This window comes from Kitasatospora sp. NPDC057738, from assembly GCF_042798815.1.
Lineage (GTDB): Bacteria > Actinomycetota > Actinomycetes > Streptomycetales > Streptomycetaceae > Kitasatospora > Kitasatospora lactacystinica.
The window spans coordinates 27872-51010 of the sequence record NZ_JBHVJT010000048.1 but is presented as its reverse complement, the minus strand read 5'-3'; the positions used below and the strand labels follow the sequence as shown (position 1 = coordinate 51010).

The window sequence follows — 23139 nt, the reverse complement described above, 5'->3', positions numbered from 1 at the left end:
GTACGTGCTCCCCACCACCGGCGGCAGCCACCCGCCGCCAAGACCTCTCCCCCGACGGCCGATCGGCACGGCCGGCGCGACGGGGCGGGCGGGGCCGGGTCAGTGGCAGCCGCAGCCGCCGAGGCGGCCGGCGACCCGGTCCATGGCGGCACGGGCGGTGTCGGCGGGGGCGGTGGTGCGGGTCATGACGGCGAAGGCGAGGAGGCGGCCGTCGGCGTCGACGACGGTGCCCGCGAGGGTGTTGACGCCGTTGAGGGTGCCGGTCTTGGCGCGGATCAGACCGGCCGCGTCGGCGGCGCCGGACCCGGAGCCGTAGCGCTTGTTGAGGGTGCCGGTGAAGCCGGCGACCGGGAGGCCGGTGAGCACCGGGCGCAGGGTGGGGTGCTGCTCGGAGGCGGCCAGCGCGAGGAGCCGGGTCAGGACGGCGGGCGGGATCGCGTTGCCCGGGTGCAGGCCGCTGCCGTCGTTGAGCACCACGCCGCCCATCGGCACCCCGAGCCGGGTGAGCTCCTGGGTGACGGCCGCCGCGGCGCCCTCGAAGCTCGCCGGCTGGTGGGCGGCGACGGCGACCTGACGGGCCATCGCCTCGGCGAGCTGGTTGTCCGAGGTGGTCAGCAGGCGCTCCACCAGCCGGGCGACCGTCGGCGAGAAGACCTCGCCGAGCGGGGCCTGACCGGAGGCGGTCGGGGCGGGGGCGGGCGCCGCGGCGGGGGCGGCCTTGCCCGTCACGGTGATGCCGCGGGCCCTGAGCAGGGCGGCGAAGGTCTCGGCGGCCGCGGCCGCCGGGTCGGCGACCCGGTCCGGCGCGTCCTCCCGGCTCTTCGGGTCCACCCTGCCCTCGTCCACCATCAACGGGACCACCAGGGCGATGTTCTGCCCGTCGTGGTTCCGGTGCTGCGGGCTGCCCGCGTACAGCGACAGGTCGTAGTCCAGCCGGACCGTCGTGGTGCCGAGGCTCTTGAGGGTGTCGGCGGTCTGCCGGGCGAGGAGGTCCAGCGAGGCGGGGGCGGTGTCGGCGTCGGCCGGCTGCCCGCCGATCTGCACCTGGTCGGCGGGCAGCGCGGTGAGCGTCGGATCGCCGCCGCCGACCAGGGTGATCGTGCCCGGGTCCGCGCCCCGGACCACCCGGGTGTGCAGCCGGGTGTCCCCCGGGATGAGGGACAGGGCCGCGATCGCGGTGGCCAGCTTGGTGGTGGAGGCGGGGGTGGCCGGGGTGTTCTCCCCGGAGCCGTACAGGAGTTGGCCGGTGCCGGCGTCCGCGACGGCGAAGGTGACCTCGCCGAGGCTCTTGTCGGCGAGGGCGGCGGCGAGCGCCTGCTGGAGGCCCTGCGCGGTGGGGACGGCGGCGCCCGTGTCGCCGTCCACGGCGGCCAGGACGGCGCTCGGCGCGGGCGCCGGGCGTGCGCCGGGCGCGTCGCTGCCGCCGGCGGTGGGGGCGGCGGGCGCGGAGGCGACGGGCGGCGCGGCCCGACGGGTGGGCTCGGCACCCGGACCGTCGTTCGACCGGGGTCCGGCACCGCCCTTCCCGTGGTCGCCCTTCCCCCGGTCGCGGCCGCCCTGCCCGTCGTGGTCCTCGTCCTCTCCCCGCCCGGCACTGTGCCCGCCCGGCGGCGGGGACGGCTGCGCGTACGCACCACCCGAGGTCAGGACCGTACCGACGACCAGCAGCGCCGCTCCGACCAGCCCCGCGGCCGTCCCCCCGCGACGGCGCGCCGCCCCTCCCCCTGCTCCCACCGACCGGCCCCTTTCCCGAGCACTCGCTCCCGTAGGAGACACTTGGATTCTGTCAGTCCCTACCTTGGAGGAACCGTTGGAGTTCGACGTCCTTATCGAAATCCCGAAGGGCTCTCGTAACAAGTACGAGGTCGACCACGAGACCGGCCGTCTGCGGCTCGACCGGATGCTCTTCACCTCGACCCGCTACCCGGCCGACTACGGCTACGTCGAGGGCACGCTCGGCGAGGACGGCGACCCGCTGGACGCCCTGGTCATCCTGGACGAGCCGACCTTCCCGGGCTGCCTGATCAAGTGCCGCGCCATCGGCATGTTCCACATGACCGACGAGGCCGGCGGCGACGACAAGCTGCTCTGCGTCCCGGCGACGGACCCGCGCTGGGAGCACCTGCGCGACATCCACCACGTGTCGGAGTTCGACCGCCTGGAGATCCAGCACTTCTTCGAGGTCTACAAGGACCTGGAGCCCGGCAAGTCCGTCGAGGGCGCCGACTGGGTCGGCCGCGCCGAGGCCGAGGCCGAGGTCACCGCTTCGATCAAGCGTCTGGCGGAGCAGGGCGGCCACTGAGCCGTCGTTCCGATCTCATTCGATCGAGAGCGGTTCGAGGCAGGTCGGGACAGCCCGGGGCCGGGGTTCGCGGATTTCTTCCGCGGGCCCCGGCCTCTGTCGTTCCCGGGGACGGGACGGTTTGCCGACACCCTGTCGGCATGATGTGAAGTTAGGTTAGGCTAACCAAAACATTCGGTCCGACTCCGAACGGCCGACCCCGCACGGCCAACTCCGAACGGCCGACCCCGAACCCTGGAGGCCGCATGCCCACGCCCGCGCCCGCCCCGTTCTCCACCGTGCTCCGCACCGCCAGCAGCGAGGAGCACGAGGCCGCCGAGCAGTCCACGTTCATGAGCCGGCTGCTGGGAGGCCGACTCGGGATCGAGGCGTACGCCGACCTCACCGGCCAGCTCTGGTCCGTCTACCGGGCCCTGGAGGAGCGGGCGGAGCAGCTCGCGCGGCACCCGCTGGCGGGCCCCTTCATCGACCGGGCCCTGCTGCGCACCGCCGCCGTCGAGCGCGACCTGGCGCACCTGCGCGGGCCCGACTGGCGGGACGGCCTGGCACCGCTGCCGGCCACCGCCGCCTATGTCGCCCGGGTGGAGGAGCTGGCCGCCGCGTGGCCGGCCGGGTACCTCGCGCACCACTACACCCGCTACCTGGGCGACCTGTCGGGCGGCCAGATCATCCGGGGCGTGGCCGAGAAGACCTGGGGCTTCGAGCGCAAGGGCGACGGCGTGCGGTTCTACGTCTTCGAGGAGGTCGACAACCCGGCGGCCTTCAAGCGCGAGTACCGGGCCAAGCTGGACGCGGCCGGGGAGGCGATGGACGAGGTCGAGCGGCGCCGGGTGGTCGAGGAGTGCAAGCGGGCCTTCGTGCTCAACGGGGCGGTCTTCCGCGACCTGGATGCGCGTTACCCGCTGAGTGCATAAACGTTTCCCCCTGGTTTTCGAGGGACGGCCCCGGCGAGCGGTTGCTCGCCGGGGCCGTCGCCGTCTCCGCCCGCCGTCAGGCCCGGGCGGCACCGCGGCGGTTGCGCACCAGCACGGTGGCGCTGCCGCCGACCAGCAGCAGCCCGGCCGCGGTGGCCAGCAACGGGACCACCGGGGTGTCCGCACCGGTGGCGGCCAGCGAGCCGCCGCCCGTACCGGTCAGGCCGCTCGTGGTCAGCGAGGCGCCACCGGACGTACCGTTGCCGGCGCCCCGGCCGCCGCCGGCCGCCGAGCCGCCGCCGGTGGAACCGGCGGGCGGGGCGGTCGGCAGCTCGGCGTCCTTGTCGAAGGCGAGCGTGGCGCTGACCGGGTCCAGGGCCGTACCGGCCGGGTAGTTGGAGAACGCCGGCACGCCCTCGGCCGTGAGGGTGGCCGGGACGTTCGCCAGCGTGACCACGCCGCCGACCGGCTTCAGGGCGGAGGCCGGAACGTCCAGCCTGGCGATCCTGGCACCGCGCAGCGAGGTCGACGCGCCGTCCGGGGACCTGCCGTTGACGTCGGCGGTCAGGAACGCTCCGTCCCGGCCGATCGTCAGGCCCAGCTTGGACAGCGTGGTGTCCAGCGCCCAGCCGTCCTTGCCGGGGTGCCCGAGGAAGCGGACCGAGCCGTCGAAGGCGGCGGTCAGCGAGTGGTCGGCGGTGTTGTACGCGCCGGTGGCGCCGCCGAAGCGGTAGTCGGCCGCGCCGCCGCCGAACTCGACCTTCCCGGCGGCCATCGGCGACGCCAGGTAGGCGCGGAAGCTCTCCTTGACCTTCCACTCCAGCGCCCCCTTCAGCACCGGCAGGCCGGACGGGACCGTGCCGGGGCTGCCGCCCGCGGACGGGGTGGCGCTCGGCGACTGGCCGGCCGAGGGCGAGGAGGTGGCCGAGGGCGTGCCGGACGGGGTCGAGGTCGGCACGGCGGTGGGCGTGGCGGTGGGGCTTCCGGTCGCGCTCGGGCTTCCGGTCGGATTCGCGCTCGGACTCGCGCTCGTGCTCGCGCTCGGCGAGGAGGTGGCGGACGGCGCGGTGGTGGCCGTCGCGGTCGGCGAGGGCGTGGCCGGGCCCTGCTTCAGCAGCAGCGACAGCGGGTCCATGTCCGCCCCCGCCGGGTAGAAGCCGGCGAAGGCCCGGGCCCCCTGCTCGGTCAGCTCGGCCGCGGCGGGCACCCCGTTGGTGGTGTCCCGCGCGACGGTGAACGTCACCAGCGGCACGTCGTCCCGGCGGGTGACCTCGGTGGCGCCCATCGACTCCTTGGAGGCGGTGTCGGCGGTCAGCGTGCCGGTGGTGCCGGAGGTGGTGATCCGCAGATCGCTGAGCGCGACGTCCAGGGCGCCGTGGTGGGCGGTGAAGTGCACGCCGCCGGTGAAGGAGGAGCTGAGCGCGTGCGTGGTGAGGTCGTACGCCGCGTTCGCCAGGCCGAAGTGGAAGGTGCCGTCGGCGTTGCGGGTCGCACCGCCGGTCAGCTCGATCGCGCCGCCCTGGGAGGCCGGGCCCTCGATGTAGGAGCGGAAGCTCGCCTTCACGCCCCAGTCCAGCGCGCCGGTGTCGTACGTGACGCTGCTCGGTCCGCCCGCGCCGAAGGCCAGTGCGGGGGCACCGAGGGCGGTCAGGCCGAGACCGGCGGTGACGGCCGCGAGGGCGGCCGGCCGGGTGCGGTTGCGGGACATGCTGGGTACTCCGTTCGGATGGGGGGAGGGAGCGGGGGGACGCTCCCGGGAGGGGTCAGGCCGCTTCGTCGGCGTCGGGCCCGGCGGCCGGGGCCCCGGCCGCGGCGGCCGCCCGACGGCGGCGGACGAGCAGGCCGCCGGTGATGGCGAGGGCCGCCACCAGCACCGCGCCACCGGCCACGGCGGCCACCGGGACGCCGTCCGAGGAGGAGGCGGCGACGGGCGCGGCGGCCGGGGGGACGGCGGGGCTCGCGGGCGCGCCCGGCGGGGTGGCCGGAGCGCTGCCGAGGTCGGGCAGCGGGGGAAGTGCGGCGGCCGGGTCGAGGGCGACGGCGAAGCTCAGCGGGTCCATCCCGGTGCCCGCCGGGTACAGCCCGCCGAAGGCCTCGGCGCCGCCCTCGGTGAGTTCCAGCGGCAGTTCGACGGCCCGCAGCAGGCCGCCCTCGGCCTTGAGGCCGGCCGGGTCGAAGGTCGCCAGCTCGACACCGGGGAGCTGGCGGGTGCCGCCGTCCGGGGTCCGGCCGGAGACGTCGGCGAGCAGTCGGCCCCGGCCGCCGGAGACGGTGACGCCGGGGTTGGCGAGGGTGAGGTCCAGGCCGTAGCCGTCGCCGGCGCGCATTCCGGTGAAGCGGACGGTGCCGGTGAAGGCCGCGGTCAGCTCGCCGGTGGCCGGGTCGTACCCGCCCTTGGCCGGGGTCCAGCGGAAGAACGCGCCACCGTCCGCCGCCCCGCCGCCGAGCTCCCAACGGCCCTGGGCGACCGCGCCGGTGACGTAGTCCCGGAAGGTGCGGCGGACCCCCCAGTCGAGGGCGCCGTCGGCGAACCCGGTGCGGGCCGGGGCCTGGGCGGTCGGCCCGCCCGTCGGCCCGCCCGTCGGCCCGGACGCCGGCCCGGTGGTCGGAACCGGCGTCGGCGTGGTCGCGGGAGCGGCGGTGGGCGCCGGGGTGGCGGCCGGCGCGGGCGCCGCGGGCTTCTCCTGGGCGGCGGGCAGGTTGACCGACAGCGTGAGCGGGTCGAGGGCCGTACCGGCCTGGTAGAAGCCGCCGAAGGCCTTCGCCCCGGCGTCGGTGAGGGTCGCCGGGACGCCGCTCAGCGTCAGGGTGCCGGCCGCGCCGCGCAGGTCGACGCCGGCCAGCGAGAGGTCGGCCAGCCTGGCCTGGCTCGCGCTGCTCACCTGGCCGGTCTCCCTGGACTTGCTGCTGACGTCCGCGTACAGCCCGGCCGCGCCGCCCTGGACGGCCCTGAAGGTGAGCCGGCCGACGCTCAGGTCGAGCGCGTCGGCGCCGTTCTCCCGGTGCCCGGTGAACCGGACGCCGCCGGAGAAGGCGGCGGTCAGCGCACCCGCCGCCGGGTCGTAGGTGCCGTTCGCGGAGTGGAACCGGAAGGTGCTGCCGCCGACCGTGGCCGCGCCGCCGGTCAGCGACCAACTCCCCTGGGCGATGGGCCCGGTGACGTAGGTCAGGAAGGACTGCTTGATCCCCCAGTCCAGTCGCCCGCCGGAGACCCTGCCCTCGGCGGCCGACGCCGGTCCCGGTGACAGGCCCACCGCCAGCAGGGCGGCGAGGGCGGCCACCAGGGTGGCGGCCAGACGGCGGAGCCGGCTGGACAGGGGCACGGCGGATCACTCCTCGGGGGGCACGGGGGGATGGCGCAGGGGGGCAGGCAACGGCCACCCCCTTGCGGAACTGAGGTAAGGCTAACCTAATATATGAGTCAAGAGCCCCCGCCGCCCCGCTCCCCCACCCCGGGCAGCACGGCACCAACTCCCCGTGAAGGGAACCAGGTTGAGCAGCAGTACGATCCGATCCAGGGCGGCCCGCGGGCCCGTCCTCCTGCTGCTCGCCCTCGGCCTGCTGCTCGCCCTCACCGCCTGCGGCACCGCCGGGGGAACGGTCACGGCAACCGCCTCCCGGGCACCCGACACGGTCGAGCCGCCCGCCACCGAACCCGTCCCGCACCTTCCGGCCACCACCGCCTCCGCCGACGGCCGCCAGGTCACCGTCACCAGCGCCGAACGGATCATCCCGCTCAACGGCAGCCTCGCCGAGCTGGTGTTCAGCCTCGGCCTCGGCCCCAAGGTGGTCGCCCGGGACGTCTCCACCACCTTCCAGCAGGCCGCCGCGCTCCCGGTGATCACCCAGGCCCACGACGTCTCCGCCGAGGGCGTGCTCTCGCTGCACCCCACCGTCGTCCTCGCCGACCGCTCCACCGGCCCGGCCGAGGCGATCGCACAGATCCGGGCGGCCGGCGTCCCGCTGATCGTCCTGGACGACGCCAAGCGGCTGGCCGACGTCGGCCCGCGCATCGACACCGTCGCCGCAGCCCTCGGAGTCCCCGACGCCGGACAGCAGTTGAAGGAACGCACCGCACAGCGGATCGACGAGGCCACGGCCGCCGTCCCGGCCGCCGGCCGCCACCCCAGGGTCGCCTTCCTCTACCTGCGCGGCAGCGCCTCCGTCTACCTGCTCGGCGGCCCCGCCTCCGGCGCCGGCTCGCTGATCGAGGCGGTCGGCGGCGAGGACGCCGGCACCGCCGCCGGCCTCACCGGCGACTTCACCCCGCTCACCAGCGAGGCCCTGGTCAAGGCCGCGCCCGACGCGATCCTGGTGATGAGCAAGGGGCTGGACTCGGTCGGCGGCGTGGACGGCCTGCTCAAACTGCCCGGCGTCGCCCAGACCCCGGCCGGGCTCGACCGCCGGATCGTCTCGATCGAGGACGGCCGACTGCTCAGCTACGGCCCGCGCACCCCGCAGGTGCTGCGGGACATCGCCGCCCAGCTCTACCCGGCGGACGCCAAGTGACCCTCGCCGCGAGCCGGAAGGCCCTCCCGACCGTCCGCCGCACCATCCTGCTCACCGCCGGGCTCACCGCCGCCCTGGTCCTCTGCGCCCTGCTCGCGGCCGGGGTCGGCGCCTACCGCATCCCGCTCGGCGACATCCTCGCCTCCACCGCCCACCGCCTCGGCCTCGGCGGCCACGCCCTGGACCGGGTACCGGAGTCGGTGCTCTGGAACGTCCGGCTGCCGCGAGTGGTGCTCGCCCTGCTGGTCGGCGGTTCGCTGGGCTGCGCCGGCGCGCTGATGCAGGGCGTGTTCGGCAACCCGCTCGCCGAGCCCGCCGTGATCGGCGTCTCCTCGGGCGGCGCGGTCGGCGCGGTGGCCTGCATCGTGCTCGGCCTGGACGCCCTGGGCAGCTGGACGGTCACCGCCTTCGCCTTCGCGAGCGGCCTGCTGACGGTCTTCGCGGTGTACGCCATGGCCCGCTCCGGCGGGCGCACCGAGGTGGTCACGCTGATCCTCACCGGCGTCGCCGTGAACGCCTTCTGCGGCGCCCTGATCGGCATCCTGCTGTTCACCGCCGACTCCGCCGCGATCAGCCAGGTCACCTTCTGGCAGCTCGGCTCGCTCGCCCAGGCCACCTGGGGCAAGGTGCTGGCCGTCCTGCCGTTCGCGCTGGCCGGCCTCGCCGTCGCCCCGCTGTACGCCCGCAAGCTGGACCTGCTGGCCCTCGGCGAGCGCCCGGCCCACCACCTCGGGGTGGACGTCGAGCGGATGCGGCTGGTGCTGATCACCGTCGTCGCGCTGCTCACCGCCGCGGCCGTCGCGGTCAGCGGGATCATCGGCTTCGTCGGCCTGGTCGTCCCGCACCTGCTGCGGATGCTCGCCGGCCCCGGCCACCGCTTCCTGCTGCCCGCCTCCGCGCTCGGCGGCGCGCTGGTGCTGGTCGTCGCCGACCTCGCCGCCCGCACCCTCGCCGAGCCGGCCGAACTGCCGCTCGGGGTGCTCACCGCACTGATCGGCAGCCCGTTCTTCTTCTGGCTGCTGCGCCGGACCAGGACCAGGCAGGGAGGCTGGGCGTGAAGCTGCGCCGCCACCGGGAGATCCCCGAACGACCCGTACCCGGCACCGAGTTGCTCGCCGCCGAGGCCGTCCGACTGGAGGTCGGCGGACGCCCGCTGCTGGCCGGCGCCGCCGCCCGGGTGGCGGCCGGCGAGGTGGTCGCCCTGCTCGGGCCGAACGGCGCGGGCAAGTCCACCCTGCTGTCCGTACTGGCCGGCGACCTCCGGCCGGACAGCGGCGGGGTCACCCTGCGCGGCCGTCCGCCGAGCGACTACGACGCCGCCGAACTCGCCCTGCACCGGGCGCTGTTGCCGCAGTCCGCCGCACTGTCCTTCCCGTTCCCGGCCGACGAGGTGGTCCGGATGGGCCGCGCGCCGTGGGCGGGCACGGCGGCGGCCGCCGAGGACGCGGCGGCCGTGGCCGAGGCGATGGCCGCCACCGAGTCCACCGCCTTCGCCGGGCGCCCGTTCACCGCCCTGTCCGGCGGCGAGCGGGCCCGGGTGGCGCTGGCCCGGGTACTGGCCCAGCGCACCCCGCTGCTGCTGCTGGACGAACCGACCGCCGCCCTCGACCTGCGCCACCAGGAGCTGGTGCTGCGGGTCGCCCGGGCCCGGGCCGCGGCCGGGGACGGGGTGGTCGTGGTGCTGCACGACCTGTCCCTGGCGGCGGCCTACGCGGACCGGGTGGTCCTGCTGACGGACGGGGCGACGGTCGCGGACGGGCCGGTCGCCGAGGTGCTGCGGGCCCCGCTGCTCAGCGAGGTGTACGGGCACCCCGTGGAGGTGCTGGCGCACCCGCGCACCGGGGTGCCGCTGGTGCTGCCGGAACGCGGCTGAACCGGGCCGGTCCTGCCGGGCCGGGCCCGGTCGGGCTCGGTCGGGCTTCCGGGCCCGGTCAGTCCTCCAGCCGGAAGCCGACCTTGATGCACACCTGGTAGTGCTTGATCCGGCCCTCCTCCAGGTGTCCCCGGACCTGCGAGACCTCGAACCAGTCGAGGTTGCGCAGCGTCCGGGAGGCGCGCTCCACCCCGTTGCGGATCGCGGCGTCGACGCTCTCGGTCGAGGACCCGACGATCTCGGTCACCCGGTACACATGGTCGGTCATGGCGGACTCCTCAGCTGTGCGACGGCCCCCGGTCCACCGTGCACCGGCCCGGGTCCGCCCGCACCCGGACGGGTCGGCCGCCGACCGCCCGAAACGCCCTAGAACGCCGCCCGCACCTCGCCGACCGGCACGCCGCCGCCGAGCAGCGGGGCGGCGCCGATCCACTCGACGGTCGCGTCCGCCCCCGTCACCCCGAGCCGGCGCAGCGCCGCCGCCAGCACCGGGCCGCGGGCCCGCTCGCCGCCGTCCTCGATCTTGAAGGCCAGCGCCCGCCCGTCCGGCAGCGCGACCACCTGGACGGCCTCGGCGCCCATCTTGGACAGCGCTCCCGGCACCGCCCGCATCAGCCGGGTGTCGGCCCGGCGGGTGCCGGCCACGTACTCGGGGTGGGCGCGCATCGCGTCGGCGACGCGACGCGGCTCGGTGCCCTCGGCGGCCAGCACGAGGCCGCGGTAGCCGCGGGCCAGCCCGGTCAGCGACACGGCCAGCAGCGGCGCGCCGCAGCCGTCCACCCCGGCGTGCGCGGCGGTCTCGCCGGTGGCCTCCTCCAGCGCCTCGCGGGCCAGCCGCTGGATCGGGTGGGCCGGGTCGAGGTAGCTCGCGGTGTCCCAGCCGTTGGCCGTGCAGGCGGCCAGCCAGCCGGCGTGCTTGCCGGAGCAGTCCATCAGGATCGGGGCGCGCTCGCCGCCGGCGGCGAGCAGCAGCTCCGCCTCGGTCTCGTCCAGCGGCAGGTCGGCCGGGGTGCGCAGGGCCGACTCGTCGAGCCCGGCGGAGCCGAGGATGCTCCGCACACCATCGAGGTGAAACGATTCTGCGGAGTGGCTGGAGGCCGCCAGCGCCAGCAGCTCGCCCTCGATCGCCAGCCCGGCCCGCAGCGTGGCCACCGCCTGGAACGGCTTGGCGGTCGACCGCGGGAAGACCGGGGCGTCCGGGTCGCCGAGCGCGAACTCGACCGAGCCGTCGGCCGCGAGCAGCACCAGGGAGCCGCGGTGGCGGCCCTCGACGAAACCGGAGCGCACGACCTCGGCGAGAACGGGCGTGGTGGCGGGCAGGGACATGGCGGGTGAGCCTTCCGGGGCGAGGGTGGGCCGGGCGGGAGCCGGGCCCACCGCCCGCGGCGACTCACCCGGTCAGAGCGGCCCCCCTGCGAGCAGGTCGTCGACCCGTGCTTCCCCATCACGGTACCTGCGGGTGATCTCGGCATTGCAACCGTCGGCCGTGCGCAGCAGCCGCTGGCGCCGTCCGGACACCTCCCGCTCGTGCGCCCGCAGCCGCTCCAGCGCGGCCAGCAGTTCCTCGGCCGGGTGCGCGGCCAGGTCGGCGAGCTGGACGTCGCCCATCAGGGCGTCCGCCTCCAGCCCGGACTCCCGGGTGCGCGGCGGGCCGAGGGTGACGTGCCGGGCCGAGCGCCGCACGGTGGAGGGCGCGTCGGTCAGGATGGCCGGCAGCCGGTCCAGCAGGTCGCCGGGGGCCGGCTCGGGGCCGGGCGGGCCGGCGGTAGGGACCGGGCCCGCGCCGGGCCGCCGGTCGAGTTCGGCGCGCAGGATGTCCATCCGCCCGTGCAGCAACCGCCGCAGGTACGACAGGTCGGCCTCCTGCTCCAGGGTCTCCCGGCGCAGCACCCGCAGCTGCTCCAGGCCCAGCCGCTCCAGGTCGGGTTCGTCCCCCGCGCCCGCCGCCGGGCCGTGCGGGCCCCCGGGGGGCCGCACCACCGGCCCGGACCGGTCCCGCGCCGCGCTGCTCGCGTCCATCACCCAACCACCTGACGTCGTCCGATCCCGCCCGCTCGCGGCACCCCGTCCCTGCCGCCGGTCCGGCCCGTCCCCCGACGGGCCGCACGTCCCGTCCACCGGCACGCCCGGGAACCCCCGGAGGCTCCGGTCCCCGGCCGCGACCGCCCACCGGGGCGGCACCGCCAGACGCCTGACCTACCGGCTCGACCGCCAGGCCGAACCCGGCCCGGGGCGGCGGACCTCCTGGCGCCCCGGACCCTTCGTACGGTCCACCAGCGTGCCACCCCGCCCGGCGCACGCGCACCGCCCGTGCACCCGAACGGCCCCCTGGCGAACAGGGGTGGCTGATATGACCGGTCCTTTCCGCAGGAAGAGCAGCGCCCGATTCGGCGCAGGCGCGCGCCCAGGGGCACGCAGAGCCGCTTCACGCGCCCCTGGTGTGCGCCCTGGGGAGGCAGCCGGGGCGCACGGGAAGGGTGCGGCACGGGCCCGGAGGCACGACGGGGGCGCGGGGGCGGTGGGGCGGTGGGCGCACGGCGTCCGACGCGGCGGCAACGGGCGCGCGGGCCGATGCGCGGGGAGGCCCCCACGGCCACCGGGGGCCACCGGGGGCCCTCCGGGGGCCGTACGGCGCTCCGGCACAATGGCGGCATGCGAGCAGTGGTGCAGCGAGTGACCGAGGCCCGGGTGACCGTGGCCGGTGAGACCGTCGGCGCGATCGAGGGACCGGGGCTCTGCGTCCTGGTCGGCGTCACCCACGACGACACCCCCGCGAAGGCCGCCCAGCTGGCCCGCAAGCTCTGGACGCTGCGGCTGCTGCCCGCGAACGACGAGGGCGTCGAGCAGAGCTGCTCGGACCTCGGCGCCCCGCTGCTGGTGATCAGCCAGTTCACGCTCTACGGCGACGCCCGCAAGGGCCGCCGCCCCACCTGGAACGCCGCCGCCCCCGGCCCGGTCGCCGAACCGCTGGTGGACGAGGTGGTGGCGCAGCTGCGGGCGCTGGGCGCCAAGGTGGAGACGGGCCGGTTCGGCGCCGACATGCAGGTGGCGCTGGTGAACGACGGCCCGTTCACCGTCCTCGTCGAGGTCTGAGCGGCCCCTACTGCGGGACGATCACGTCCTGGGTGCCGGGCACCGTCCCGGCCAGCAGCACGGCGTCCACCGGGACGTTCCGCTTGACGATCGCCAGCGCGATCGGCCCCAGCTCGTGGTGCCGGGCCGAGGAGGTCACGAAGCCCAGCGCCCGCCCGTCCGGGTCGGTGGCCAGCCGCACCTCGGTGCCGTGCGGGGGCAGCGACTCCTCGGTGCCGTCCAGGTGCAGGAAGACCAGCCGGCGGGGCGGCCGGCCCAGGTTGTGCACCCGGGCGACGGTCTCCTGGCCGCGGTAGCAGCCCTTCTGCAGGTGGACGGCGGTGCGCAGCCAGTCCACCTCGTGCGGGATGGTCCGGTGGTCGGTCTCGAAGCCCAGCCGCGGCCGGTGGCCCTCGATCCGCAGCGCCTCGTACGCCCAGACCCCGGCCGCCGGGCCGTACCCGGCGGTGAGCCGCCCCAGCTCGCCGCGCGGCACGAACAGGTCACGCCCGTACGGGAGTTCGCGGACGGCGGCGGCGCCCTCCACGGAGGCGGTGGAGCCCGCCGGCAGGTGGACCACGGCGTACTCGGCGGTCGCGTCGGCGACCTCCACCCGGTAGAAGAACCGCATGCCGTCCAGGTAGGCGACCAGCGCCTCCTGGGTGCCCGGCTCGACGTGCGCCCAGGTGGTGGTGCCGTCGTCCACGAGGTAGAGCGCGTGCTCGACGTGCCCGTTCGGGGAGAGCACCAGCGCCTCGGCGGCCTGCTGCGGCGGCAGCTCGCTGACGTGCTGGGTGAGCAGCAGGTGCAGCCAGGAGAGCCGGTCCGGGCCGGTCACGGTGACCACGCCGCGGTGCGAGAGGTCGACGAAGCCGGCGCCCTGCGACAGGTTGCGTTGCTCGCGGAAGATGTCGCCGTAGTGGGCGGCGACACCCTCGTCGGCCCCCTCGGCGGGGACGGCTCCGGGCAGGGAAAGCAGCGGGCTCTTCACACCGGTCATACCGGCCAGCTTACGGCTGCTCCCCGGCGACCTTGGCGGTGCAGTCGGCACAGCGGCCGAAGATGGCGAAGTGCTTGAGGTCGGTGTCGAAGCCGTGCCGCTCGCGCAGGCTGTCGATCAGCGGCTGGGCGATCTCGGTACTGGTCTCGGTGACCTGCTCGCAGTCCCGGCAGACCAGGTGCAGGTGGTGGTGGCGGCCGGCCAGGTGGTAGGTCGGGGCGCCGTGGCCGAGGTGGGCGTGCGACACCAGCCCCAGCTCCTCCAGCAGCTCCAGGGTCCGGTAGACGGTGGAGATGTTGACGCCGCTGGCGGTCCGGCGGACGTGGCAGAGGATGTCGTCGGGGGTGGCGTGGTCGAGTTCGTCGACGGCCTCCAGCACGAGCTGGCGCTGCGGGGTGAGCCGGTACCCGCGTTCGCGCAGGTCGGCCTTCCAGTCGCCGGAGAGCTGCCAGTCGGTGGTGCCGGTGTCCGCCACGGTACTCGTCCCTGCCAATGGTCGGGGGTCCTGGGGCAAGTGTAGGGACCGGCCGCGGGCCGGTCCCTACCTCGTGCACGGAAGTGCCGGTCGTGCGACCGGCCTGCGCCATCGGCCTACTTGAAGAACGCGATGCCGTCGTCCGGCAGGTCGTTGATGTCCTTGATCAGCTGGGCCGGGCTGAGCACCTTCTTCAGCTGCGCGGACATGTACGGGCGCAGCGGCACGTTCGGGGCGGCCTTCTCGCCGACCCAGAGCAGCTCGCCGTTGACGAAGCCGTACAGCCGCTTGCCGCCCGAGTACTCCGGGGAGCCCTCGATCCGGGCGACCGCGTCGGTGGAGACGTCGACCTGCGGCTTGCCGTCGGCCAGCTCGCCGTACCAGATCTCGACCGTGCCGTCGTCGCGCACGGAGGAGATCTCGATCCCCCGGGCGCCGCTGGTGCCGTCGTGGTTGCTGGTGATGCGCCAGAACGCGTGCTCGTTCTCCAGCGGACGGACCTTCTCGCCCTCCTCGTTCAGCACCCAGGTGCGGGAGCGGAACTCCAGGAAGGGGCGGCCGTCGTGGCGGATCACGATCTCCTGGCCGAAGTTGCACTTCTCCGCGCCCGGGCCCCCGTCACCCGGCAGAGGGGCGTAGACGCCCGCGCCCTCCCAGGTGCCGAGGAGGAAGGCGAGCGGGACGACGTCCTTGTGGAGGTCGGAAGGGATCTCGATCATGTTCCTGGTCGCTGTTCTCGTCGGTGTGGGCCTGCCTCAACCGTACGGCAGGCTCAGCGCTGGCCCTGGTACAGCTTCATCACCGAGAAGATGGCGAACCAGGTGATCAGCACGGCCATGAGGGCCAGCAGACCGTCGAAGAAGATTTCCAGACCGGACACGGGTGGCTCCCAGGCGGCGACAGTGTGGTGGATTGTGCTCGGCTCACTCTATCCGCCGGGTTCCGGCCGGTCGCGGTGAGCCCCACCACGTCGCGGTTCGCGCCGCCTTCCCGCGGCTGCCCAAGCTTTGCCCAAGGGTTCCGGGGATGCCGGACGGCGGGGGCGGCCCGACCTCTATGGTGGCGCCATGTCGAAGAAACTGGTCATCAAGGTCACCGCAGGGGCGGACGCGCCGGAGCGGTGCTCGCAGGCGTTCACGGTGGCGGCGGTGGCCGTCGCCAGCGGGATCGACGTCTCGCTCTGGCTGACCGGGGAGTCCTCCTGGTTCGCGCTGCCGGACCGGGCGGCGGAGTTCGAACTGCCGCACGCGGCACCGCTTCCGGACCTGCTGGAGTCGATCCTGGCGGCCGGCTCGGTGACGCTGTGCACCCAGTGCGCGGCCCGGCGCGGCATCGAGCAGAAGGACACCGTCGAGGGTGTCCGCATCGCGGGCGCCCAGGTCTTCGTCAGCGAGATCATGGCGGACGGCGTCCAGGCGCTCGTGTACTGACGCCTCCCCCGGGCCCTACGGGTGCTCCTCGTGGTCGGGGCGGTCCCGGTCGTGGCCGGGCTCGTCCCACTTCGGGTCGTCCCAGCGCGGGTCGTCCCACCAGTCGTCGTCCGGGTCCCGCTTGTTGGCGAACACCGCGGCGGCGGGCGGGATGACCATCGCGACCACGCACATGCCGATCGCCGCGCCGACCGAGAAGAACCGCACCACACCCCAGGCCATGACGAACAGCCCCAGGCACACGCCCATCATGGCGAAGTAGTAGCGACGCCGCCGCCTTGCCTGCACCCCTCCACGGTACGACCGAGGGCCCCTGCACGGCAGGGGCCCTCGGGGTGATCCGGGAACGTCGCGGCTCCGGTCAGACCGCGATCGCGACCTCGACGGCGGTGCCCTGGGAGGCCACCACCTGGCGGTCCACGGTCTGGCCCGGCACCAGCGCGCGCAGGGTCCACTTGCCCGGGCGGGCGAAGAACCGGAACTGGCCGGTCGCCGAGGTGGGCACCTCGGCCGTGAACTCACCGCCCTCGTCCAGCAGCCGGACGTAGCCGTTGACCGGCTCACCGTCGCGGGTCACCGAACCCTGGATGATCGTCTCGTTCGCCACGTCAACTCCTGCCAGGTCCGGGCCGCCGGCCTTCGCACCGCACATGTCTGCCTACCTTCTGACTTACTGGCCTTCTGACTTACGGGTCGGGCCTGGGCTCAGTTGCCGAGCTCGATCGGCACGCCGACCAGGCTGCCGTACTCGGTCCACGAGCCGTCGTAGTTCTTGACGTTCTCCTGGCCGAGCAGCTCGTGCAGCACGAACCAGGTGAGCGCGGAGCGCTCGCCGATGCGGCAGTAGGCGATGGTGTCCTTGGCCAGGTCGATGCCCTCGGCCTCGTACAGCGCCTTGAGCTCGTCGTCGCTCTTGAAGGTGCCGTCGTCGTTGGCGTTCTTGGCCCACGGGATGTTGCGGGCGCTCGGCACGTGGCCGGGGCGCTGCGACTGCTCCTGCGGGAGGTGGGCCGGGGCCAGCAGCTTGCCGGAGAACTCGTCGGGCGAGCGGACGTCGACCAGGTTCAGGGTGCCGATGGCGGCGAGCACGTCGTCGCGGAAGGCGCGGATCGAGGAGTCGACGGCCTGCGCCGTGTACTCGGTGGCGGGGCGGGCCGGCACCTCGGCGACCAGGTCGCGGGAGTCCAGCTCCCACTTCTTGCGGCCGCCGTCCAGCAGGCGGACGTCGCCGTGGCCGTACAGCTTGAAGTACCAGTAGGCGTACGAGGCGAACCAGTTGTTGTTGCCGCCGTACAGGACGACGGTGTCGTCGTTGGCGATGCCCTTGGCGCTGAGCAGCGCCTCGAAGCCGGCCTGGTCGATGAAGTCGCGGCGGACCGGGTCCTGGAGGTCCTGCTTCCAGTCGATCCGGACGGCGTTGCGGATGTGGTTCTTGTCGTACGCGGAGGTGTCCTCGTCGACCTCGACGATCACGACCTTCGGGTCGTCCAGGCGGGCCTGGACCCAGTCGGCGTCGACCAGGACGTCGCTGCGGCTCATGGTGGGTTCTCCATCCGAGGGCGGTTGTACGGAAGGTGCTGCTCAGGAGGGTGCTGCAGGGTGCCCGAGTGGGTGCGGTCCGAAATCCTGTCCGAATACCGGGACGAGGGGGCGGACCGGCGCGGCCGGGCAGTGAACTGCGGAGTACCTCGGCGACCGCCCGCTCACAGAGCCGGACGCGGTCACCGGAAAGATCGGCGGCGGGCTTCAACTGCCCAGCCGGAGCGCCGAATCAGCGCATTCGACACAGACAGGCGGACACGCGGCACAGGTCTACCGCCCGCCGCTTCGTGAGGTCCGTCTGTCGCTTCATGCCGACGATGCTAGGGACACCGGAGGCCCGCTGTCATCAGCGTATCGAATGGTGGGATCGAAACGACCGCATGATGGGATTTTGCCCCGGACGGGCCCGCGGGAGCCCGAATCGAAGCCGTCCGAACGCATGCGCGGGGCGGAAACGGCACCGCTCCACGGTCCGCGCTGGACAGCGCGTCTCGCGGAGCGGAACGTTTCGGGGGACCGAGACCGGGACGGGGACCGGGACGGGGACCGGGATGGAAACCAGGACCGGGCCGGGGATCAGCCCAGCAGCTTGACGCCCTTGCCGTCGAAGGTCAGCTGGAGGCCCTCCGGCAACGGCGTCACCCCGCTGCCGCCGTCCTTGTCGGCCAGCTTCAGCCCGGCCGGCAGCGAGTCCAGGGTGAAGCTCATCGGCTCCAGCTGCTGGTTGGTGGCACCGGCCACCAACCCCGCCAGCGAGCTCAGCCGGAAGCCGTCCACCGTGACGGTGTTCCCCTTGTTGTGCACGGTGCCCTCGCCGATCGCGATCGGCCCCAGCGAGGCCTTGACCTTGCCCGGACCGGCGTAGGACAGCGTCAGCCGCGAGTTGCCGCCCACCGGCAGCTTGGCCCCGTGCAGCAGCTGGGAGGCCGGCGGCAGCAACTGCGCGAGGTCCGGGTACGAGATCACCCCGCTGCCGGTGCCGCTGTCCACCGTGGCACTGCTCATGCTGTCGCTGACCTTGACGCCGGAGAGCTGCGCCTTGAACGAGTGCAGCGCCACCTGGTGACTGCCGTCCCCGACGGTCAGGCCGTCGGAGGAGATCCGGACGTCGTCCAGCTTCATCGACACCACCTGGGTGAGGAACGGGAAGCCCTCGATCGAGACGTCCGGGCGCTGGCTCATCCGGCCGCTCTTCACGATCCGGTCGGCGGCCTCGTCCTCGGCCACGCCCACCGCGATCCGGTCGGCCCCCAGCAGCAGGCCGGAGAGCACCGCCAGGCCGATCGTGGCCTTCAGCCATCCGCGCATCGTGTCCCCCGTCGTCGCCGCTCGCTGTGGTCGTTCGTCGCTGAAATCGTTCGCAGTGGGTCGTTCGCAGTGGGTCGTTCGTCGTTCCGCGGCGGACGCGGGACACGTCCGCCCTCGCACGACCGTACGACGTCCGGCTCCGGAACATGGTTCCGGAGCCGGAATCCGACCCTGCGCGCAGCGGACGGGAGGATCAGGCCAGCAGCTCGGTGGCGATCCAGATCAGCGGCGCGGCCACCGCCAGCGGCAGCGCCACCCCCGCCGTCATGTGCACGAAGCGGGACGGGAAGTCGTACGCCGCGACCCGACGGCCGACCAGCGCACCCAGCCCGGCCAGCGCACCCAGCGCCACCGGCGCCCCGACCAGCAGGCCCAGCACCACCGCCGCGGCCAGACCCAGCACCGGGCCCAGCTGCTTCGGTCCGGGCAGCGGCGCCGCGGCCAGCAGGGTGGCCAGCGCCACCGCGCCCACCGCGGCCGGCACCCAGTCGGCCAGCAGCAGCATGGTGCACAGCGCGGTCACCACGGTGGCCGAGCCGAGCACGGTCAGCGCGTAGAACCGCTCCTTCGGGTCCGACGGACGGAACGTCTGCAGCACCAGGACGAGCAGGAAGAACCCGCCCAGGGTGCCCACCACCGCCGCCACGCCGCCGTCGGAGTCCGCCAGCAGCACCGCCACGTCCGCCGTGAAACCGGCCAGCGCGGCGAGCAGGATGCCCTGCCGGGCCGGCCACATGCCGTTCAGCCGGAACCAGCCGGCCGCCGTCAGCAGCTGGAGCAGCGCGACCACCAGGGCCAGCGCGACCTGCCCGAGCGCGGCACCGCCGGCCAGCAGCGCGGCCGCACCGGCGGTGATCAGGGCCGGCTGCAGGCCCGGGTCGATGATCGGCGAGCCGGTCCGGCCGCGCGGGCCCGCGGGCGGCGCGGACTGCGGCGGGACGGCCGGGAACGGCGCCGCGGCGGGGACGCCCAGCGGGCCGGGGGCCCCGGCCGGACCCGGCACGCCGGGGGCGGTCGGGCGCTTGAGCGTCATGGTCGGCGGATCGAAGGCCTCCGCCGGCTGCGGCCCGGGAGCCGGCTGCGCCGCGGGAGCCGCGTGCCGGGCCCGCGGCCTCGACGGCTGCTGGAGCTGGAGCTGGATCGTCGGGTCCGGCTGGGGCTGCACCGGCTGCTCCGGCTGCTCCGACTGCCGGCGCCGCTGCTGCCTCGACTGCTGCGGCTGCGGCTGCGGCTGCTGGAACTGGTGGGGCTGGTGGGGCTGCGGCTGCTGGTACGGCTGGGGCTGTTGCGGCTGCTGGGGCCGGGGCTGCGGCTGGAACTGCTGCTGGTGCGGCTGGTGGGGCTGGTGCGACCGGGGCGGCGCGACCGGCACCGAACCGGACACCACCACCGGCGGAAGCAGCGCCGTCACCTCGGCGTCGTCCACGGCCGGCACCGGCGGCATCACCGTGGTCGCGGCCGCGTCGTCGAACGCGGGCACCGGCGGCATCACCGTGGTCGCCGCCGCGTCGTCCACCGGGAAACCGTACGGCGACGGCTGGCCCGGCTGCTGTGGCGGGACGTGCGACTGCTGCGGGCGCGGGTGCTGCTGCGGGTGCGGGTGCTGCTGCTGCGGGTGCTGCTGCTGCGCCCGGGGCGGGTACGGCTGCTGCAGTTGGTGGGGCTGCTGCGGCCATCCGCCGTAGCCGCCGCGGTTCGGGTCGTTCGGGTTGTTCATGTCCGTCACGCCGCTCAGCCTCCCGCGAACGGGGGGAGGACCTCCACCGTCCCGCCCTCGGTCAGGGCGACGGTCGCGTGGTCGCGGCCGCCCACCTGGGCCCCGTCGACCAGGTACGAGCAGTGCCCGAGCAGCCGGACGAGCTTCGGCCGGTCGGCGTGCCGTTCCCTGGCCGCCGTCAGCGCCTCCGCCAGGGTCGCCGCCTCGTACGGCTCCTCGGCCAGCCCGGCCTCGGACTTCGCCGCCGCCCAGTAGCGGATCGTCCCGCGCGCCCGGGCGCCGCTCGCGGGCTCGGTGGTCACGCCCATCGGGCCACCCCTTCTCGTCGTCCTCGCCCGGTGCCGGTGTCCCGGTCCGGCTCGACACCTCAACGGCCGCCCGACCACCCGAACGATGGACCCGAACAGCGACTTCGATGCGCGTCCCATGATGGCGTGTCCGCCGCCACGAGCGGCAATCGCCCTGGCCGGGCCGGCACGGAGAAACGCACCTGAGCGCCACCGGGGTGCGCCGGACCGGCGCTCGAAGCTGTGTCCAGCCTCACCCGGCGCACGCCCGAATTGGGCGAACCGCCGGATTCCCGCACTCCCGGTGGAGGGGGCGGTCGGCTATCCTCGACCACCAAGAGGGATCCGGGCAGAGTCGCCCCCGGGTCCTTTTGTGCTTTCAGGACGCCAGTACGGACGTTCTTGCGATTCGTCGGCCCACCCCCGGCGCGCAGCAGGAACCGCCCCGCCTGACGCGGCACAACGACGTGCCCCGGCCGGCCGGGGCACCGCCACCGGCACCGGGCCGCCACCCGGCACCGGACCAGACCGGAGGGTTCGCGGTGATGAACAGGGCAGAAACGGTGCGCCAGGGGTTGCGGGACCCCCGGCCGACCCGCCGTCGTGCCCTGCTCGCCGTCCGCTCCCCCGGTTCGCCGCGGCCGACCGTCGTCCTCCCCTCCCCCTCAGCACGTGCGCCATCCGGCTGTGGCGGCAGCCGTAACGCGACCGCGACGACCCGGAAAGGGGACCACCGGGCATGAGTTCTCTCCTCCTCCTCACCAATGCGCTGCAACCCTCCGCCGAGGTGCTGCCCGCCCTCGGACTGCTGCTCCACAACGTCCGGGTGGCGCCCGCCGAGGGCGCGGCCCTGGTGGACACCCCCAGCGCGGACGTCATCCTGGTCGACGGCCGGCGTGACCTGCCGCAGATCCGCAGCCTCTGCCAGTTGCTGCGCTCCACCGGCATCGGCTGCCCGCTGATCCTGGTGGTGACCGAGGGCGGCCTGGCCGCCGTCACCGCCGAGTGGGGCATCGACGACGTCCTGCTGGACACCGCAGGCCCGGCCGAGGTCGAGGCCCGGCTGCGGCTCGCCCTCGGCCGCCTCCAGGTCGTCACCGACGACAGCCCGATGGAGATCCGCAACGGCGACCTCTCGGTCGACGAGGCCACCTACTCCGCCAAGCTCAAGGGCCGGGCGCTCGACCTCACCTTCAAGGAGTTCGAGCTGATCAAGTACCTCGCGCAGCACCCCGGCCGGGTCTTCACCCGGGCGCAGCTGCTCCAGGAGGTCTGGGGCTACGACTACTTCGGCGGCACCCGGACCGTGGACGTGCACGTCCGGCGGCTGCGCGCCAAGCTCGGCGTGGAGCACGAGCAGCTGATCGGCACCGTGCGCAACGTCGGCTACCGCTTCGTCGTCCCGGAGAAACCCGACAAGGGCGAGCGGCCGGAGCTCGCCCAGCGCCCCGCCACCCCCCTGGACGCCTGAGCCGGGCCCGCCCGGACACCGCTCCGGAGCCGGGCGGGCCGCGCCCCGCCCGGCTTGTCCGGTTCCTCCCGGAGGGGCCCGTCGGCCTGCCGAACAAGGCCCCGGACCCCACTGCCGCCCCGGAGGCCACACGCGTAGACTCCCCCCGTGGCCAAAGTGACGCGCGACGATGTAGCCCGGCTGGCTGGTACCTCGACCGCGGTCGTCAGCTACGTCATCAACAACGGGCCGCGCCCGGTCGCGCCCGCGACCCGGGAGAAGGTCCTCGCGGCGATCGATCAGCTCGGCTACCGGCCGAACAGCGTCGCCCAGGCGATGGCCTCCCGCCGCACCAACCTGATCGGCATGGTCGTCCCGGACGCCCGCCAGCCCTTCTTCGCCGAGATGGCGCACGCCGTGGAACGGGCCGCCTCCGACCGCGGCAAGCTCGTGCTGATCGGCAACTCCGACTACGTGGACGACCGCGAGGTGCACTACGTCCGCGCGTTCCTCGGGATGCGCGTCTCCGGCCTGATCCTGGTCAGCCAGGGCCCCTCGCAGCGCGCCGCCGAGGAGTTCGCCGCGATGGAGGGTGCCAAGGTGGTGCTGCTGCACCGCCGGCCCGAGGCGATCGACGACGTCGCGGTGGTCACCGACGACGTGGCGGGCGCCGAGGCCGTGGTGCGCCACCTGCTGGAGGTGCACGGGCACCCGTACGTGGCCTGCTTCGGCGGCCCGGTCGAGTCCCCCGCCCCCGGCGACCCGGTCATCGACCACGTCGAGGGCTGGCAGCGCGCCATGGACGCGCACGGCATCCCCACCGAGCCGCACCTGATCGACGCGCCCTTCCACCGCTACGGCGCCTACGACGTCGCGCTCGGCCTGCTCCGCTCGCCGGACCGGCCGCGGGCGATCTTCTGCTCCACCGACGACCAGGCGATCGGCGTGCTGCGGGCCGCCCGCGAGGTCGGCCTGCGGGTCCCGGAGGACCTCGCGGTGGCCGGCTTCGACGACGTGCCGGAGGCCGCGCTCGCCGACCCGCCGCTGACCACCGTCGCCTCCGACCGCGACGCGATGGCCCGGGCCGCCGTGGACCTGGTGCTGGACGACTCGCTGATGGTGCCCGGCTCGGACACCGAGCGGGTCCGCACCTTCCCGTCCCGGCTGGTCATCCGCCGCTCCTGCGGCTGCGGCGGCTCCGCCCCGGGCCGATCCGTACCGGAGTAGCCGATTCCGCTCGGCAGGCCGCCTGACCAGGCT

At 74.7% G+C, this 23139-nt stretch carries 25 protein-coding genes; 9 read left to right on the top strand and 16 right to left on the bottom strand.

Annotated features, from left to right (window positions below; translation table 11 throughout):
• Positions 1-99: 99 nt before the first annotated feature.
• Positions 100-1734 (bottom strand): D-alanyl-D-alanine carboxypeptidase/D-alanyl-D-alanine-endopeptidase, encoded by a 1635-nt coding sequence (gene dacB / locus ACFVGO_RS24840; protein WP_380634091.1) that lies wholly within the window; start codon positions 1732-1734, stop codon positions 100-102.
• A gap of 76 nt (positions 1735-1810) precedes the next feature.
• Here dacB and ACFVGO_RS24835 point away from each other — a divergent pair, with 76 nt between their 5' ends.
• Both ACFVGO_RS24835 and ACFVGO_RS24830 read left to right on the top strand, forming a co-directional pair.
• A complete protein-coding gene (locus ACFVGO_RS24835; RefSeq protein ID WP_188300447.1) occupies positions 1811-2302 on the top strand; it encodes an inorganic diphosphatase in 492 nt (163 codons plus the stop codon).
• A gap of 245 nt (positions 2303-2547) precedes the next feature.
• Positions 2548-3216 carry a heme oxygenase (biliverdin-producing) gene (locus tag ACFVGO_RS24830; protein WP_380634088.1) on the top strand — a complete coding sequence of 223 codons (669 nt, stop codon included), beginning with the start codon at positions 2548-2550 and terminating at the stop codon, positions 3214-3216.
• A 76-nt stretch (positions 3217-3292) separates the two neighbouring features.
• On the opposite strand, the gene ACFVGO_RS24825 is transcribed toward ACFVGO_RS24830, so the two are convergent.
• Positions 3293-4924 carry an HtaA domain-containing protein gene (locus ACFVGO_RS24825; RefSeq protein WP_380634085.1) on the bottom strand — a complete coding sequence of 544 codons (1632 nt, stop codon included), beginning with the start codon at positions 4922-4924 and terminating at the stop codon, positions 3293-3295.
• 55 nt (positions 4925-4979) lie between these two features.
• A complete protein-coding gene (locus tag ACFVGO_RS24820; RefSeq protein WP_380634082.1) occupies positions 4980-6539 on the bottom strand; it encodes an HtaA domain-containing protein in 1560 nt (519 codons plus the stop codon).
• 169 nt (positions 6540-6708) lie between these two features.
• Here ACFVGO_RS24820 and ACFVGO_RS24815 point away from each other — a divergent pair, with 169 nt between their 5' ends.
• The 3 genes from ACFVGO_RS24815 to ACFVGO_RS24805 are packed head-to-tail and all read left to right on the top strand — an operon-like array spanning position 6709 to position 9598.
• On the top strand, positions 6709-7725 hold the full coding sequence (locus ACFVGO_RS24815) for a hemin ABC transporter substrate-binding protein (RefSeq protein WP_380354424.1): 1017 nt from the start codon (positions 6709-6711) through the stop codon (positions 7723-7725).
• A complete protein-coding gene (locus ACFVGO_RS24810; protein ID WP_380634078.1) occupies positions 7722-8783 on the top strand; it encodes a FecCD family ABC transporter permease in 1062 nt (353 codons plus the stop codon). The genes ACFVGO_RS24815 and ACFVGO_RS24810 overlap by 4 nt, the downstream gene beginning before the upstream one ends.
• The gene (locus ACFVGO_RS24805; RefSeq protein WP_380354432.1) at positions 8774-9598 is read left to right on the top strand and encodes a heme ABC transporter ATP-binding protein; all 825 of its coding nucleotides are present in this window, start codon (positions 8774-8776) and stop codon (positions 9596-9598) included. Before ACFVGO_RS24810 ends, ACFVGO_RS24805 begins: the two co-directional genes overlap by 10 nt.
• Before the next feature lie 58 nt (positions 9599-9656).
• Here ACFVGO_RS24805 and ACFVGO_RS24800 read toward each other — a convergent pair whose 3' ends face one another.
• From ACFVGO_RS24800 to ACFVGO_RS24790, 3 genes are all read right to left on the bottom strand, one after another.
• On the bottom strand, positions 9657-9866 hold the full coding sequence (locus ACFVGO_RS24800) for a dodecin (protein WP_359909395.1): 210 nt from the start codon (positions 9864-9866) through the stop codon (positions 9657-9659).
• A 98-nt stretch (positions 9867-9964) separates the two neighbouring features.
• Positions 9965-10924, bottom strand: a complete 960-nt coding sequence (locus ACFVGO_RS24795; protein WP_380354420.1) for an asparaginase — start codon at positions 10922-10924, stop codon at positions 9965-9967.
• A 72-nt stretch (positions 10925-10996) separates the two neighbouring features.
• Positions 10997-11617, bottom strand: coding sequence for an ABC transporter substrate-binding protein (locus ACFVGO_RS24790; RefSeq protein WP_380634074.1), 621 nt, complete (start codon positions 11615-11617; stop codon positions 10997-10999).
• Positions 11618-12250: 633 nt separating this feature from the next.
• Between ACFVGO_RS24790 and dtd the strand changes: the two genes are divergently transcribed.
• Complete coding sequence (dtd, locus tag ACFVGO_RS24785) at positions 12251-12691, top strand: D-aminoacyl-tRNA deacylase (RefSeq protein ID WP_224283110.1); 441 nt, start codon at positions 12251-12253, stop codon at positions 12689-12691.
• Positions 12692-12698: 7 nt separating this feature from the next.
• Here dtd and ACFVGO_RS24780 read toward each other — a convergent pair whose 3' ends face one another.
• The 3 genes from ACFVGO_RS24780 to ACFVGO_RS24770 form a co-directional block, all read right to left on the bottom strand.
• Positions 12699-13661 (bottom strand): folate-binding protein, encoded by a 963-nt coding sequence (locus ACFVGO_RS24780; RefSeq protein ID WP_359909431.1) that lies wholly within the window; start codon positions 13659-13661, stop codon positions 12699-12701.
• A 19-nt stretch (positions 13662-13680) separates the two neighbouring features.
• Positions 13681-14145: a Fur family transcriptional regulator gene (locus ACFVGO_RS24775; protein WP_359909404.1), complete on the bottom strand. Its 465-nt coding sequence runs from the start codon at positions 14143-14145 to the stop codon at positions 13681-13683.
• Between the two features lie 116 nt (positions 14146-14261).
• Entirely contained in the window at positions 14262-14864 is a 603-nt protein-coding gene (locus tag ACFVGO_RS24770; protein ID WP_359909407.1) for an FABP family protein, read from the bottom strand.
• 348 nt (positions 14865-15212) lie between these two features.
• Here ACFVGO_RS24770 and ACFVGO_RS24765 point away from each other — a divergent pair, with 348 nt between their 5' ends.
• Positions 15213-15575, top strand: coding sequence for a DsrE family protein (locus ACFVGO_RS24765; RefSeq protein ID WP_359909410.1), 363 nt, complete (start codon positions 15213-15215; stop codon positions 15573-15575).
• 15 nt (positions 15576-15590) lie between these two features.
• Here ACFVGO_RS24765 and ACFVGO_RS24760 read toward each other — a convergent pair whose 3' ends face one another.
• The 7 genes from ACFVGO_RS24760 to ACFVGO_RS24730 form a co-directional block, all read right to left on the bottom strand.
• The gene (locus ACFVGO_RS24760) at positions 15591-15863 is read right to left on the bottom strand and encodes a DUF3099 domain-containing protein (RefSeq protein ID WP_359909413.1); all 273 of its coding nucleotides are present in this window, start codon (positions 15861-15863) and stop codon (positions 15591-15593) included.
• Positions 15864-15936: 73 nt separating this feature from the next.
• Positions 15937-16227 carry a DUF1416 domain-containing protein gene (locus tag ACFVGO_RS24755; RefSeq protein WP_030059605.1) on the bottom strand — a complete coding sequence of 97 codons (291 nt, stop codon included), beginning with the start codon at positions 16225-16227 and terminating at the stop codon, positions 15937-15939.
• A gap of 53 nt (positions 16228-16280) precedes the next feature.
• On the bottom strand, positions 16281-17114 hold the full coding sequence (locus ACFVGO_RS24750; protein WP_380354414.1) for a sulfurtransferase: 834 nt from the start codon (positions 17112-17114) through the stop codon (positions 16281-16283).
• 232 nt (positions 17115-17346) lie between these two features.
• Complete coding sequence (locus ACFVGO_RS24745; RefSeq protein ID WP_353652343.1) at positions 17347-17427, bottom strand: Ms5788A family Cys-rich leader peptide; 81 nt, start codon at positions 17425-17427, stop codon at positions 17347-17349.
• Positions 17428-17693: 266 nt separating this feature from the next.
• Positions 17694-18425: a DUF2993 domain-containing protein gene (locus tag ACFVGO_RS24740; protein WP_359909419.1), complete on the bottom strand. Its 732-nt coding sequence runs from the start codon at positions 18423-18425 to the stop codon at positions 17694-17696.
• Positions 18426-18618: 193 nt separating this feature from the next.
• Entirely contained in the window at positions 18619-20151 is a 1533-nt protein-coding gene (locus ACFVGO_RS24735; protein WP_380634067.1) for a hypothetical protein, read from the bottom strand.
• A gap of 5 nt (positions 20152-20156) precedes the next feature.
• The gene (locus tag ACFVGO_RS24730) at positions 20157-20450 is read right to left on the bottom strand and encodes a MoaD/ThiS family protein (RefSeq protein ID WP_380354408.1); all 294 of its coding nucleotides are present in this window, start codon (positions 20448-20450) and stop codon (positions 20157-20159) included.
• Between the two features lie 718 nt (positions 20451-21168).
• On the opposite strand from ACFVGO_RS24730, the gene ACFVGO_RS24725 reads away from it, so the two are divergent.
• Positions 21169-21900: a response regulator transcription factor gene (locus ACFVGO_RS24725; protein WP_359915060.1), complete on the top strand. Its 732-nt coding sequence runs from the start codon at positions 21169-21171 to the stop codon at positions 21898-21900.
• Between the two features lie 147 nt (positions 21901-22047).
• On the top strand, positions 22048-23106 hold the full coding sequence (locus tag ACFVGO_RS24720; RefSeq protein ID WP_359915062.1) for a LacI family DNA-binding transcriptional regulator: 1059 nt from the start codon (positions 22048-22050) through the stop codon (positions 23104-23106).
• Positions 23107-23139 lie beyond the last annotated feature (33 nt).

Bases quoted from the DNA above. Each gene is read 5' to 3' on its own strand.
- ACFVGO_RS24730 (WP_380354408.1), bottom strand. From the start codon at position 20,450: ATGGGCGTGACCACCGAGCCCGCGAGCGGCGCCCGGGCGCGCGGGACG.
- ACFVGO_RS24825 (WP_380634085.1), bottom strand. From the start codon at position 4,924: ATGTCCCGCAACCGCACCCGGCCGGCCGCCCTCGCGGCCGTCACCGCC.
- ACFVGO_RS24830 (WP_380634088.1), top strand. From the start codon at position 2,548: ATGCCCACGCCCGCGCCCGCCCCGTTCTCCACCGTGCTCCGCACCGCC.
- ACFVGO_RS24790 (WP_380634074.1), bottom strand. From the start codon at position 11,617: ATGGACGCGAGCAGCGCGGCGCGGGACCGGTCCGGGCCGGTGGTGCGG.
- ACFVGO_RS24725 (WP_359915060.1), top strand. From the start codon at position 21,169: ATGAGTTCTCTCCTCCTCCTCACCAATGCGCTGCAACCCTCCGCCGAG.
- ACFVGO_RS24770 (WP_359909407.1), bottom strand. From the start codon at position 14,864: ATGATCGAGATCCCTTCCGACCTCCACAAGGACGTCGTCCCGCTCGCC.
- ACFVGO_RS24755 (WP_030059605.1), bottom strand. From the start codon at position 16,227: ATGTGCGGTGCGAAGGCCGGCGGCCCGGACCTGGCAGGAGTTGACGTG.
- ACFVGO_RS24745 (WP_353652343.1), bottom strand. From the start codon at position 17,427: ATGAAGCGACAGACGGACCTCACGAAGCGGCGGGCGGTAGACCTGTGC.
- dtd (WP_224283110.1), top strand. From the start codon at position 12,251: ATGCGAGCAGTGGTGCAGCGAGTGACCGAGGCCCGGGTGACCGTGGCC.
- ACFVGO_RS24740 (WP_359909419.1), bottom strand. From the start codon at position 18,425: ATGCGCGGATGGCTGAAGGCCACGATCGGCCTGGCGGTGCTCTCCGGC.
- ACFVGO_RS24765 (WP_359909410.1), top strand. From the start codon at position 15,213: ATGTCGAAGAAACTGGTCATCAAGGTCACCGCAGGGGCGGACGCGCCG.
- ACFVGO_RS24750 (WP_380354414.1), bottom strand. From the start codon at position 17,114: ATGAGCCGCAGCGACGTCCTGGTCGACGCCGACTGGGTCCAGGCCCGC.
- ACFVGO_RS24795 (WP_380354420.1), bottom strand. From the start codon at position 10,924: ATGTCCCTGCCCGCCACCACGCCCGTTCTCGCCGAGGTCGTGCGCTCC.
- ACFVGO_RS24800 (WP_359909395.1), bottom strand. From the start codon at position 9,866: ATGACCGACCATGTGTACCGGGTGACCGAGATCGTCGGGTCCTCGACC.